Origin of the sequence: Microbacterium sp. M (assembly GCF_045181065.1) — a bacterium.
GTDB lineage: Bacteria > Actinomycetota > Actinomycetes > Actinomycetales > Microbacteriaceae > Microbacterium.
Window position 1 is genome coordinate 431,467 of record NZ_CP173721.1, and the last position, 13,822, is coordinate 445,288.

Annotated in this window: 10 protein-coding genes; 8 read left to right on the forward strand and 2 right to left on the reverse strand. The window is 67.5% G+C overall.

Translation table 11 applies throughout. The features are described 5' to 3' along the window. Positions 1-53: 53 nt before the first annotated feature. From ACI7YT_RS02085 to ACI7YT_RS02120, 8 genes are read left to right on the forward strand one after another with little or no spacing between them, the layout of a single operon-like run. Positions 54-1,064, forward strand: coding sequence for a carbohydrate ABC transporter permease (locus ACI7YT_RS02085; protein ID WP_406248705.1), 1,011 nt, complete (start codon positions 54-56; stop codon positions 1,062-1,064). Next, entirely contained in the window at positions 1,061-1,951 is an 891-nt protein-coding gene (locus tag ACI7YT_RS02090) for a carbohydrate ABC transporter permease (RefSeq protein ID WP_406248706.1), read from the forward strand. The genes ACI7YT_RS02085 and ACI7YT_RS02090 overlap by 4 nt, the downstream gene beginning before the upstream one ends. 5 nt (positions 1,952-1,956) lie before the next feature. Beyond that, complete coding sequence (locus tag ACI7YT_RS02095; protein ID WP_406248708.1) at positions 1,957-2,655, forward strand: hypothetical protein; 699 nt, start codon at positions 1,957-1,959, stop codon at positions 2,653-2,655. Then, entirely contained in the window at positions 2,652-4,658 is a 2,007-nt protein-coding gene (locus ACI7YT_RS02100; RefSeq protein ID WP_406248709.1) for a glycoside hydrolase family 36 protein, read from the forward strand. The genes ACI7YT_RS02095 and ACI7YT_RS02100 overlap by 4 nt, the downstream gene beginning before the upstream one ends. Continuing rightward, the gene (locus tag ACI7YT_RS02105; protein ID WP_406248710.1) at positions 4,655-5,497 is read left to right on the forward strand and encodes a family 43 glycosylhydrolase; all 843 of its coding nucleotides are present in this window, start codon (positions 4,655-4,657) and stop codon (positions 5,495-5,497) included. The genes ACI7YT_RS02100 and ACI7YT_RS02105 overlap by 4 nt, the downstream gene beginning before the upstream one ends. Then, on the forward strand, positions 5,494-6,504 hold the full coding sequence (locus ACI7YT_RS02110; protein ID WP_406248712.1) for a hydroxyacid dehydrogenase: 1,011 nt from the start codon (positions 5,494-5,496) through the stop codon (positions 6,502-6,504). Before ACI7YT_RS02105 ends, ACI7YT_RS02110 begins: the two co-directional genes overlap by 4 nt. Further along, entirely contained in the window at positions 6,501-8,066 is a 1,566-nt protein-coding gene (locus tag ACI7YT_RS02115) for a glycoside hydrolase family 43 protein (RefSeq protein ID WP_406248714.1), read from the forward strand. The genes ACI7YT_RS02110 and ACI7YT_RS02115 overlap by 4 nt, the downstream gene beginning before the upstream one ends. Continuing rightward, positions 8,063-11,854 (forward strand): carbohydrate-binding protein, encoded by a 3,792-nt coding sequence (locus ACI7YT_RS02120; RefSeq protein ID WP_406248716.1) that lies wholly within the window; start codon positions 8,063-8,065, stop codon positions 11,852-11,854. Before ACI7YT_RS02115 ends, ACI7YT_RS02120 begins: the two co-directional genes overlap by 4 nt. 51 nt (positions 11,855-11,905) lie before the next feature. On the opposite strand, the gene ACI7YT_RS02125 is transcribed toward ACI7YT_RS02120, so the two are convergent. Continuing rightward, positions 11,906-12,994: a LacI family DNA-binding transcriptional regulator gene (locus tag ACI7YT_RS02125; RefSeq protein WP_406248718.1), complete on the reverse strand. Its 1,089-nt coding sequence runs from the start codon at positions 12,992-12,994 to the stop codon at positions 11,906-11,908. A gap of 42 nt (positions 12,995-13,036) precedes the next feature. After that, positions 13,037-13,807 (reverse strand): alpha/beta fold hydrolase, encoded by a 771-nt coding sequence (locus ACI7YT_RS02130; RefSeq protein WP_406248720.1) that lies wholly within the window; start codon positions 13,805-13,807, stop codon positions 13,037-13,039. Between the last annotated feature and the right edge of the window lie 15 nt (positions 13,808-13,822).

Here is a 13,822-nt window from a genome sequence, read left to right on the forward strand (position 1 = left end):
TCGCCGCTCGGACCCCCGACATCCGTCCATATCCCGTGCTCGTAGGAGGACACATGAGCGACCAGAGCTCGATGGAGGGTGGTGCCGGCATCGTCAGCGCCACAGCACTGCTCACCGGAGAACAGCCACTCAAGGGCGCACCGGATGCGGCTCCGCCCGCGTCACCACGGAGGCGCGGTCTGCGCGTCGCGACGCGGGCGCGACTCGTACTCGTCGGGTTCGTCGTGCCAGCGCTCATCATCTACCTGCTGATGGTGATCATCCCGTCCCTGCAGTCCGTGCAGCTGAGTTTCACGAACTGGGACGGCATCAGCGAGTCGTACGACTACGTCGGTGTCCGGAACTATGAGGACATCCTGTCCAGCGACCGTTTCTGGAACGCGGTGAAGAACACCCTCATCCTGGGGCTCGGCTCAGCACTCGTCATCAACGTGATCGCGCTGGTCGTCGCTCTCATGCTCGACAGGCTCAACCACGCCCAAGGGCTTTTCCGCACCGCCGTATATCTGCCTGCGCTGGTGAGCGCGTTCATCATGGCGACGATCTGGAAGTACCTGCTCAACTACAACTTCGGCATCGTCAACACGATGCTGCGCGACCTCGGACTACCCGATTGGGCGCGCGACTGGCTGGGTGACAGCAGCATCGTCGTCTGGGTCATCCTGTTCATCACCTGCTTCACGCTGGGTGGCAACACCACGCTGATCTACCTCGCGAACCTGCAGTCGGTGCCGCAGGAACTGCTGGAGGCAGCGCGCATCGATGGGGCCGGCAGCTGGAAGGTGTTCTGGAACGTCACGTGGCCGATGATCGCCGGGGCCGTCACGGTCAACATGACGCTGGCGATGATCGCCGGCTGGGTGATCTTCGATCAGGTCATGGTGCTGACGGCGGGCGGTCCTGGGTTCGTGAGCGAGACCATGGCGTTCTTCATCTACAAGGTCGGTTTCGGCGAGTACCGGGCCGGGTTCGGTTCGGCCGCTGCGGTCGTACTGTTCCTCGTCGTGATCATCAGCACGGTCGGAGCGAACGCCTACATGCGCAAGAGGGAGATCCAAGCATGAGTGCTGCAGACGCCACGCGCGCGCAGGTGCTGCCGAAGAAGACGCGGACTCCGCGCGAGAAGAAGAGATGGTCGATCGGCGAGATCGTCGTGATGATCGTCCTGTCGATTCTCGTGATCGCCGTGGCATCCCCCGTCATCTACGCGCTGCTGCAGTCGTTCCGGTCGTACTCGGAGATCACGATCGACCCGATGGGCCTGCCCACGCAGTTCACTCTGGACAACTACATCGCGCTGTTCCAGCAGACCGACTACGCCGAGGCGCTGTTGAACACGCTCATCATCACGGTCGGCACTGTGGTGCTTCTCGTCGCCATCGTTCCGATGGCCGCGTACGGCATCGAGCGGGTTGGGGGGTGGACGGGACGGTTCCTCTACGTCCTGTTCATCGCCGGACTCATGATCCCCTTCCAGGTCCGGATGATCCCGCTGGTCAAGGGCTTCAACGAAGTGGGTCTGTACAGCACTCTGACCGCCGTCATCCTCGTGCACCTCGGCGGCGCTGCGAGCTTCGGCATCCTGCTGTACTGCAGCTTCATCAAGGGAATCCCGGTCGAGGTCGAGGAAGCGGCGCACGTCGACGGCGCCGGACGCCTGCGCACGTTCTGGCTGATCGTCTTCCCGATGCTGATGCCGGTGACGAGCGCCTTCGTCATCATCCAGGCGCTGGGGCTGTGGAACGACTTCTTCATCCCGCTGGTATTCCTCGACTCGTCGTCGGCCGGAACGATCAACGTCGCGATCAACCGCATGGTAGGACTGCTCACCTCGCAGTGGCAGCTCATCTACACCGGCGCGATCCTGGCGATTATCCCGTCGATCGCGATCTTCGCCGGCTTCCAGCGCTACTTCATCAAGGGCATGTCGGTCGGGGCGGTGAAGGGATGAGCGCGGTGACGACCTCGAAGATCGGCCGTGTTCTCGGCTACGACGGTGCCGTCGCCACCCTGTTGCTTACGGTGTTCCAGTACTTCCTCGCTTCGGCCTCCTTCGTCGCGTGCCTGATGCCGGCGCTGGTGTTCCAGGCGCTGGTGGGGTGGCAGCTGACGCACCTCGCGCTGTGGCTGGGGGCGGTGTCGCTGCTGCCGCTCGCTCCGGCGCTCCAGGCACTGGTCGTCGCCGCCGATCGGCTGCTGACTCGGGGCGCGAGCGCCCAGGCATGGCGCGTCTTCTGGCGATCATTCGCGGATGCCGTACGCACCCGCTGGGCGTCGGCACTCGCCGTCGTCGCCGGCGTGCTCGTGCTCGGATACGACGTCGCACTTCTCGGAGCGGACGCCGGGGTGCTCCTGGTGGGTGCCGCTTTGGCCGCGGTCGCGGCGGTCGTGCTGCTCTCCTCGATCTTCCTGGTCGCCGAGGGAACGGAGCTGCGCGGTGTCGTGCTCGCGGTCGCCGCGGGACGTGCCGCGTTGCTGCGTCCGCATCTCGCGCTGACGTGGCTGCTGCTCGCCGGCATCGCTGTTTTCGCGACCACACTGCCCGTCGTGGGCGCGGTCGCGTGGTTCTCCGCACCGTCCCTCGCCGCCGCAGGCGCCGTCATCTGCAACCGCACGCTGGGGCTCGCGAGCGCGCACGAGCGAGTGGGCGCATGACCGCCCGGCTCGGTGACGTCATCGTCGGGTGGAACAACGACGGACCTGCGACGGTCTCGGTGATCGACGGCCGTGCCGTGCCGTTCGTCGAGATCTTCACCGCAGCCGAGCAACGCGCGCGGACGAGCCAGGCGTACGTCCGTTCGGCCGTCGGATCGCGGCTGCGGCCCATCGACTCGGAGGTCGGTGCCGATGCCGTGACGATCGTGCAGCGCGACGTGCGCACCGGACTCGAGGTGACGAGCTCGTTCACGCTCTCGGGAACGGCGTTGCGCGTGCAGCACATCGTCCGGGCGACCACCGACCCGGTCGTCGTGACCGCCGTCAGTTCGCTCACCCTCGGCCTGGGAGAGAACGCCGACGCGGGCTCGGCCTACGACCTGCTGACCGCCCGCAGCGAATGGCTGGCAGAGAACCGCTGGCACCGGCGACCGCTCACCGACGAGCTTCCTCCGCTCTCGCTTCCCATCCATGCGCAGGATGGGCGAGGGCACGCGTCGCTCACCAGTCACGGTGCGTGGCCGACGGGAGAGCATCTGCCCGTCGGTGCACTCGTCGATGGTTCCGGCGACACCGTCGCCTGGCAGATCGAGAGCGGCGCCGGCTGGCACGTCGACATCAGTCAGGGACTCGACGGCCTCACGGTCTCGCTCCTCGGTCCGACGGATCTGGAGCACCAGTTCGCCCACACGCTGTCCGGTGACGACGTCTTCGTCACGGCTCCGGTCGCGCTCGCCGTCGGTGCAGACATCGAGACGGCGTTCGCCGGTCTCACGACTCATCGTCGGGCGACACGTCGGCCAGACGGATCGGCACTTCCGATCGTCTACAACGACTTCATGAACACGCTGATGGGGCAGCCGAGTTCCGCAGCGCTGCGCCCCCTGATCTCGGCGGCGGCGGATGCCGGTGCCGAGGTGTTCTGCATCGATGCCGGGTGGTTCGCCGATCCGGAGATCGGCGACTGGTGGGACACCGTCGGGGAATGGCGGGAGGCGACGCGTCGCTTCGACGACCGTGGCCTTCGCGGGATCATCGACGAGATCCACGTGGCGGGCATGCGATCGGGTCTCTGGCTGGAGCCGGAGGTCGTCGGTGTTCGAAGCGCCGCAGCCTCGGCGCTCCCGGAGGACGCGTTCTTCCGCCGCTTCGGCACCCGGGTGCGTGAGCACGACCGATACCACCTCGACTTCCGTCACCCGGCGGCGCGCGCCCATCTCGATGAGACCGTCGATCGTCTCGTGAACGACTACGGGGTCAGCTTCCTGAAGCTGGACTACAACATCAACCCGGGCGCAGGTACCGAGGGGCTCGCGACCGCGGCCGGTGACGGACTGCTCGGACACGTCAGAGCCTTCGGCGAATGGCTGGACGGCGTGCAGGCGCGGCATCCCGGCCTCTTGATCGAGAACTGCGCCTCGGGCGCGATGCGTGCAGACTATGCGTTCCTGTCGCGGACGCACCTGCAGTCCACCAGCGATCAGCAGGACTTCCGCTTCTATCCGCCGATCGCGGCATCCGCGCCCGCATCGATCCTGCCCGAGCAGTGCGGAAACTGGGCGTACCCGGCTGTTGGGATGACGGACGCCGAGACAGCGTTCACGCTCGTGACCGGACTCAGCGGCCGGCTGTATCTCTCGGGCTTCCTCGGCGAGCTGCGCGATGCACAGCGGGAACTCGTCTCCGAGGCGGTCGCGCTGCACAAGCAGCTGCGTGGCAGTCTTGCGGATTCGCAGCCGTTCTGGCCGCTCGGTCTCCCCGGCTGGGAGGACGATGCTGTGTGCCTCGGACTGCGCGGCGGGGCGGAAGCGCTGCTGTTCGTCTGGGACCGTGCGGACGACGTCCGCTCCATCGAGTTGCCGGGAATCACCGGCGACGTCGTGCAGCTCTTTCCCGAGGGCGACACCTCGTGGACCCTCGATCACGCGAGCGATGGCATCCGCATCGACACCAGCGCGGGGGTCGGGGCTCGTGTGTTCCGCGTCAGGGAGGAACGGGCATGAGCGCCGGCATCCGGACGGGCGAGCTCTTCATCGACGACCGTGGGCGGGTCGCCCAGCTCCACGGCATCGGCATCCAGCGTGTCGGCGAGCACTGGTACGCGTGGGGCGAGGACAAGATCGCCGGCGATCGGTTCACCGCGGTCGCGTGCTATCGCTCGGAGGACCTCGCACCGGACCGCATCATCGAGCGCCCGAAGGCCCTGCAACGGCCGGATGGACGGTGGGTGCTGATCCTGCACGTCGAGAGTGCCGACTACGCGGGGGCGAAGGTCGGATACGCCGTCGCCGACCGGCCCGAGGGACCGTACGAGTACCTCGGGAGCGAGCGTCCGCTCGGCAATATCAGCCGGGACATCGGCGTCTACCAGGAGGATGGCGTCGGCTATCTCCTCTCCGAAGACCGTGAGAACGGTCTGCACATCTATCGCCTGCGGGACGACTACTGCGGCGTGGAGGCCATCGTGGCGACGCTGCGTCAGCAGGATCGACCCGAGATCGGGTACGAGTCGCCTTCCCTCGTCAAGCACGGCGGCGTCTACTACCTCTTCGGATCGGATCTGACCGGGTGGGATCTCAACGACAACAAGTACGCCACGGCGACGGCGCTCGAAGGCCCCTGGTCGACGTGGCAGGACTTCGCACCGGCCGGCAGCCGCACCTTCGACTCGCAGGTCAGCGTCGTGCTGCCGGTGGATGGTGGGCACGTCTACTTCGGCGACCGGTGGGATCGCGACGACCTCGCATCCTCGGCACCCGTGTGGCTGCCGCTGCGGATCGAAGACGGTCGCGCGGAGCTGGTCTGGCGCGATGAATGGAACCTCGAGGAGATGACGACGTGACGGCTCGCCCGCGCGCAGAGGCAGCGATGAACCCGCCCGCGCTGATGGACAACCTGTTCGGCCCGCATCGGTCGCGATTGGAGGAGCTGGTCGACCTGCCTGGCGATGTGCTCACCGACTTCACCAGCGCAGACGCGCTGGTGCGGCTCGCCGATGCCGAGATCCTTCTCGCAGGGTGGGGCTGTCCGCGCATCGATGCCGACCTGATGGACCGGATGCCGCGGCTCGGGGCCGTGGTCTTCGCCGGCGGATCGGCCTCTGCTGTTCTCGACACGGCGGAAGCCGCCCGGCGCGGCATCGGCTTCACGAACGCCGGCGAGGGCAACGCGCAGGCCGTCGCCGAGTACACGGTGGCCACGATCGTACTCGCGGGCAAGCGGGCACGCTATGCCGAGCAGCTCTATCGGGATGGGCGCGTCTTCATCGACCGCGAACGCGAGCTCGCCGACACGGGCAACTTCGGCCGCACCGTGGGCATCATCGGAGCCTCACGGATCGGCCGGCGAACCGCGCAGCTGCTGATGCCCACCGACTTCCGTGTGCTCGTCTACGACCCGTATGCGTCCGAGACCGAAGTGACGACGCTCGGTGCGCAGAAGGTCGGGCTCGACGAGCTTCTGGAGGCGTCCGACATCGTGTCGCTGCATGCGCCGGCATCCGCGGAGACCGAGCGCATGATCGGTTCCCCCGAACTGGCGCTGCTCCGCGACGGAGCGGTCCTGATCAACACGGCCCGCGGATCTCTCGTCGATCACGAGGCGTTGCGCGTCCACGTGCGCACCGGCCGGATCGACGCCATCCTCGACGTGACGGATCCGGAGCCGCTGCCTGCCGACGATGAGTTGTGGAGCCTGCCGAACGTGATCCTCACACCGCACATCGCGGGTGCCACCGGCAACGAGCTGCACCGCCTCGGGCGCGACGTCGTCGACGAAGTCGCCCGCTACGTCGCGGGCGAGCCCTTCCATGCGTTCGAGCAGGTGCCGGGGTTCGCGAGCGCGCGATGACAGCATCCTTTCGGAACCCGATCCTGCGGGGCTTCAACCCCGACCCGTCGATCCTGCGCGTCGGCGAGGACTACTACATCGCGACGAGCACGTTCGAGTACCACCCGGCGGTGCGGCTGCATCACTCGAAGGACCTGCGGACGTGGACGGTCGTCGGGCATGCGCTGGATCTCGACCTGCGCGGCATCCCCGATTCGGGAGGCGTGTGGGCGCCGAGCCTCACGCACGCGGACGGGAAGTTCTGGCTGGCGTATTCGATCGTCCGCACGATGGACGGCGACGACAAGGACATCGACAACTATCTCGTGACCGCCGAGAGCATCGACGGGCCCTGGAGCGAACCGGTCCATCTGGGTTCCCGCGGGTTCGACTTCTCGTTCTTCCACGATGCGGACGGCACGCACTGGATCACCGGCGTGCAGTGGGACCAGCGGCCGGAGCACCCATCGTTCGCGGGGATCGTGCTCGAGGAGTACCTGCCCGATGAGGGGCGGACATCGGGAGATGCCGCCCTGCTGTACCAGGAGCCCACCCTCGTCGAGGGGCCGAACCTGTACCGTATCGGCGACTGGTATTACCTGCTGCTCGCCGCCGGCGGCACCGGGTGGAATCACGCGATCACGGTCGCGCGCTCGCGGGAACGCACCGGTCCATACGAACGCGACCCGGAGCCCTTCGTGCTGACGAGCCGCGACGCCCCCGGCATCCCGCTGCAGAAGGCCGGCCACGGTGAACTGGTCCAGACGCCGGACGGCGAGTGGATGCTCGTGCATCTGGCCAGTCGGCCGACGCTGCATCTCGGCGAGCGGTACAGCACTCTCGGTCGGGAGACCTGCCTTCAGCACGTCGTGTTCGACGACGACGACTGGCTGCGGCTGGCCGACGGCGGACATCATGCCTTCGCCGGACCGGATGAGGTGGGCGAGACGTCGTGGACCGACGAGTTCGAAGACGAAACGCTGGACTCCACGCGCTGGTCGACGCTGCGCGTCGCCCCGATGCCCGAGACCGTCGACCTGGCGAGCCGACCCGGATGGCTGCGCCTACGCGGCGGTCATTCACCGGCATCCGTCTTCGATCAGTCGATGATCGTGACCCGTGTCGAGGAACACCATGCAGTCTTCGCGACCGTGATCGATGCGCAGCCGACGTCCACGCGGGAGCTGGCCGGACTGATCGCCTGGTACGACCGCCGAGGCTGGATCTGGCTTCAACTGGGCTGGGATACCGAGCAGGGGCGGCACGTGCGGGTGGTCTGTCGAGATGGAGACGGCACGACCCGATCGGCCCCCGTGGCCGTTCCGGACGGAGCGTTGCGGATGCGTGCCCGGGTGGACGGGCCTGAACTGCGGTTCGACATCAGTGCGATCGATGGTGACGAAGGATGGGTCGATGCTCCGGGCGTCTATCCGGCCTGGACGCTCTCGGACGACCACGGGTCACGGCTCCGATTCACCGGGATGTTCCTCGGCGTTCGTGCCGACGACCTCGACGGTCGAGGGTGGAGCGCTGACTTCACCGGAGTGAGCGCGCATTTCACGGAAAGGGAGAGAGATCGATGAAGATCCACGAACGACCCGCGATACGGCGGGTGATCGGCGCCGTCACTGCGGGGCTCATCGTCCTCGGCGGAACTGTGACGGCGACGCAGCCCGCAACCGCGGCCGAGGCGCCGCCGGAGATCGTCACGACCGTCAGCGACGCGGGCTTCACGCACCCGGGCATCGGCTTCACCGCCGGTCAGCTCGGGAACATGCGCACTCAGGTGCTCGCCGGTGTCGAGCCATGGTCGAGCTATCACGAGGCGATGACGCAGACGCGTTACGCGGCCGTGGATTTCCGGGCCGAGAACGCTCAGCCGGGCACGGACCTGCCGAAGAACGACGCCTACGCCAGTGCGGGCATGCGGTCCAGTGCCCTGAGGGACAGCCTCGGCGCGATGGCGCAGGCGCTGGAGTACGTCGTCACCGGTGATGAGCGATACCGCGCGAATGCGCTCCACGTCCTGCGGACCTGGAGCAGCCTGGACCCGGAGAAATACGCGTACTTCGGCGACGCGCACATCCACACGGGAGTCCCGCTGTATTACATGCTGATCGCCGCCGAGGTGATCCGCGGCACCGAGCCGGTCAACGCCGAACTCGACGGATACGACCTGCGGTGGACGGCCGAGGATCAGCAGCGGATCGAGGACAACCTCGTCCGACCCGTGATGGACACCTTCCTCTATTCGCAGAACAGGTTGTGGAACCAGCATCTCTACGGGGTGATCGGGATGGTCGCGGCCGCGATCTTCCTCGACGACGCCGACCTCTATGCCGAGCGCGTCGAATGGTTCACCGTCAATGCCGGCTATGAGAGCGAGCACGACCTGTACGGCGGGAACGTGAACGGTTCGCTCGCTGAACTCTTCCGCGAGATTCCCGCTGACGATCCGGCGAACCCCACCGGCGAGAGCTTCATCCAGCACATGGAGATGCTGCGCGACCAGGCGCACGGCCAGGGAGACGTCGACATCCTGGTCGCGCTCGCCCGCATCGTCGAGACGCAGGGGACGAAGCTCGATCCGGTGCACGGCACGGTGTCGGATGCCGAGGGCGCCGTCTCTCCCTATGACTTCCTGGACCATCGCATCCTCGACGGCGCGGACACGTTCTACGCGTTCATGATGGGTGAGGAAGTTCCGTACGTCCCGGCGACCGAGGGCGGCTCCCTCTCCCAGGCCTATCGTGGGCGACTGCAGGATCCGCTCAGCGAGACATACCTGCAGTATCGCTACGTCGCCGGCGTCGACGTCGAGACCGAAGCCCCCCACGTCGCCGAACTGTACGAGCAGCGCGACGGCCCGCTCTACTACTACGGGACCGGTATCCAGAACTTCTGGAACGACCGCGGGTCGGATTACACCGGAGCCGAGTACTGGGTCGCATTCCCCGAGGAACTCGCGGAGGCGGAGGACACCGTCGCGCCGGTCGGGGACGGTGCCGAGCTGTCGGTCGAACAATTCGGCATCCCGTTGGGAGGTGGGACGCAGCGTGAGGAGGATGCCGACGGAACGGCATTCGTTCGTCTGGACGCCGGCGCGGAGGACGCGCAGGTCGCGGTCCGTCGCGCGGTCTGGGGCGATCGGAGCACGCGGTCTCTGGTCGGCGTGCGGGTCCGCAGCGACGCCGTGGCTTGGCTGGAGGTGTCGCGGACGTCTGCCGACGAGCCGTTCGCCGAGGTCGTCGTCCCGGACACCGATGGTGCGTGGCGATACGTGTGGATGGATCTCGACCAGGCGAAGACGCCAGGAGCTGTGGGCGACAATATCGTGTTCCTCAGAGCGCACGGCTCGGACGCACGCGTCGACGTGGCGGGCGTGCTCGCTCAGGCCAACGGCACGCTGACCCCGCCGGAGTTCGCGGACGCGCCCGCCCTCGACATCGTCGCGGTTGCCGGCGAGGCGCTCACGCGGGGGCTCGAGACGACGGACAGCGGGGGTGAGACGATCTCGCTCGCACTGCAGGATGCGCCGGCGGGCGCTGAGCTCAACGGAGCCGACATCTCGTGGACGCCGGAGCAGACCGGCACCGTGAACATGGTCGCCGCAGCATCGGACGGGACGACCATCACCGCTCTGCCGATCGCGATCACCGTCGTCGAGACCAGGGCAGCGGCGATCGAGACGTGGAACGCGCAAGTCGGCGACCAGGCGGACTACACCGCGGCGAGCTGGGCATCGTTGAGCGCCGCACGCGACGAGGCCGTCGAGGAGGCGGGCACGACGGATGCGGCGGAGTTCGCCGCGCTGTTGGACCGGCTCGGCGAAGCCGTGGCGGGTCTGGTGCTGCTGAATCCGGAACTGTCGGACGGCTCGCTCGACTATCGGACGCTGGTCACAGCACCACCGCTGGCGACCGCGCAGCTGATCGCGCTGACCGACGGAGACAACCAGACCCATTGGGGCGATCAGCGCGTGGCGAGCATCGCGTTCGACTTCGGACCCGGGTTCCGCGTCAGCGCGGACCGGTTCGGATTCCAGGCCAGGGACACCTTCGCGAATCGTTCGGAGGGGACCAACGTCTACGGCTCCGACGACGGGACGAGCTGGACGCTGCTGACCGAGCATCCGAGTGCCGGCCAGGACGCCGAGATGGAATGGGTCGATGTGCGCGCCGAAGTGCGCGAGGCACGCTACCGCTTCCTGAAGTTCCAGGTCGATGAGCCCGGGGTGCCGTCGGACCCGAGTTATCCCGGCCTGTGGAGCATCGCCGACATCCGTATCGACGGTGTACGCAGCGAGGCCGCTGGTTCGATGGACACCGTCAGCATCTCGTCACCGGATGCCGTCGCCGGTCGCGTCGTCGCGGACGATCGAGTGGAGCTGCACCTGGCTGGCCCCGCCGAGAACTCCGATGTCGCGGTGACGGTGCTCGGAATTCCGGCGGAGGTGACCTCGCCTGCCGACGGTGAATGGCTGGCGACGGCCACGATCCCCGCAGATGCCGAGACCGGCGGCGCGGTCTCGTTCGCTGTGCAGTTCCGGGACCCTGATGGTGGGCCGGCGGACGGAATCTTCGCGACCACCGACGGATCCGAGCTGTACCTGTCGAGCGACGTCGGTCTGATCGACGACGCGTTCCGCGCCGCGGCGTCGCTGCGGCCGGACGGGCAGATCGATTCGGCATGGACGCAGTACGCCGCGCGGATGCTGGACGGCGACCCTGCGACCCATTCGGATACCCGATTGAACGCGGGAATCTATGGGAACCTGTGGGACTTCGGTGCGGCTCAGGTCGTTTCGCTGACGGGAGCCGAACTGCTGGTGCGGCAGGACGGCTATGGCATGTCGCGGATCGCCGACATGCGGCTGGAGGGGTCGAACGACCTGCAGACGTGGACGCGCCTGACGCCTCGTGTTCCGGTGAAGACGCTCGATTGGCAGCAGTGGCAGGTCGACGGGGATGCACCGTTCCGCTACGTGCGGATCGCGAACGGGCAGATCCTCGGGGTCGCCGAACTGCGTCTGTTCGGCAGCGTCAAGCCAGTCGGCACTCCCGCGCCGGCCTGGGACGCCGCGGCGACGTACGGCGCCGGCGATCAGGTGTCGCATGACGGGAAGACCTACGTCGCGCAATGGTGGTCGAGGAGCGAGGTGCCCGGAAGCGCAGTCACCGGATCGTGGATGGAACAGGGAGCGCTCGTCGTCGACGCCGGCGACGAGGTGCGCGCCTGGACCGCATCCTGGGTCTACACCGGCGGCGAGATCGTGGCGCACGACGGGCACGCCTTCCGAGCCGAGTGGTGGACCCGCAACCAGCAACCGGGAGATCCATCCGGTCCCTGGGTGGATCTCGGAGCATACTGACGGTGAAGGGCCGACCGAGCACGGTCAGCCCTTCACATCGTCTTCTCCGCGCTACCCGCCCACGGGCCCGGACGACCCGCGCACGATCAGTTCGCTCGGCAGCACGATCGGTTCGTTGTACGGCATCCCGACCGCGATGCGCCCGGCGAGCTCGCCGACATCGTGGAACGGCGCCCGCACCGTCGTGAGGGACGGCGTGAGGTCGGCGACGAGCTGCATGTCGTCGAAGCCGACGACTGACACCTGCTGCGGGATGGGGATACCGGCCTCGTGCAGCGCACGGCACACGCCGACGGCCATGATGTCGGTCTGACAAACGATGGCCGTGACGTCCTGGTGGCTCGCGATGAAGTCGCGCGTGGCGCTCGCGGCCTCGTCGGATGTGTTGCCGCTCGGGATGCTGAGCGCCTCGTCGAAGGGGAGCCCCGCGTCGGACAGTCCGTCCTGGTAGCCCAGGAAGCGCTGATGGGACGTCGTCGTCTCGTCCAGGGAACCCACGAACGCGATGCGTCGGTGTCCGAGCCCGACGAGGTGCGCGACACCGCGGTGCACCCCGCCGCGGTGGTCGTAGTCGATGGACGCGATGTGCGGAAGATGGGGCAGCGCTGCACGGCCGCAGAGGATGAGCTGAGCGCCCACGCGGCTGAGAGCGTCAGCATAGCGTTGGGCGCGTTGCTCGAACTCCTCGGTGGCCGGGGTCGCTCCGACGAGGAGGACCGCGGCTACGCGCTGTTCGGTCAGCGTGTCGATCAGGGCTGCTTCTCGCTCGACGTCGCCGCCGGTGGTGCACATCGTGAACAGATGTCCGTTGGCGGTCGCGACATCCTCCGCGCCGGCGGCCATCGAGGCGAACGTCGGGCCGACCATCATGCTGGACACGAAGGCGATGCTGCGCATACCGACACCCATCATGGACCGGGCGAGGCCGTTGACGACGTACCCGAGCTCCTCGGCCGCCGCCAGTACTCGCGCGTGGCTGGCCGCCTTGCCGGCGGCGCGGCCCGCCAGCACCCGGGAAGCCGTGGCGCGTGAGACGCCGGCCAGGCGCGCGACGTCGGCGAGGTTGGCTCCGCCGGACCTCTCCGGTCCCGGCGACGCGTTGCGCCGCGCGGGGGTCTCATCGCCCGTGGTGATGCTCACAAAAGGAAATCTACGCGATGGATGGCGCTTTCCGGCTGCAGTTCAGGTAACTAGTTCCATGTCGCGGAGCCAGTTCACGGCCACGTGTGCGAACCGTTCCGGATCCTCCAGGTGGAGGAAGTGCCCGTGTCCGTGCCAGAGCTGGACGACCGATCCGGGAGGTGGCAGGAGTTCGCGTTCGATTCCGGCGGCGCGTTCGGACGAATGAATGGCCAGCAGCGGCCTCGTGCGGAGCGCGGCGGCGACTTCTGTCGACGGTCGGAAACCGATGGAATCGGGGTCGAGGTACTCCGAACGCAGATAAGAGGCGAGGACTCCGGAACCCGTAGCGTGCAGGTCGGCGAGGATGGTTTCACGATTGTCTGCATCGAGCTGTCCGAACCCGGACTCGAAGAAGTCGACGAGCGCTCCTGGACCACTCGATCTGATGGCGTCCTCGAGGATCGCCATGCTCGCGGCATCGCTCGCCGCCGCGCCGTACGCCGGGTCTAGGACGACCTCCGCGGCGACGAGGTCCGGTCGCCGTGCATGGACACGGAGAGTGATCTGCCCGCCCATCGAGTGCCCGACGAGCACCGCTGGAGAGCTCAACGACTCCGCGATGGAGATCACGTGGTCGACGGCGCTCGGAATCGTCGGGTCACCCGTTGTGCCGCCTGACGGGGAACCGGGCAGGTCCACCGTAAGGACCGGCCCAGCGACGCCCGCGGTGATGAGTTCCGCCGAGACGCGGTCCCAGGCGCGAGAGCTGCCGGCCCAGCCGTGGACGAGGATGACAGGTGTCCGACCGATGCCCGCCTTCGTTCTGTCCAAGATCGGATCCTCGTC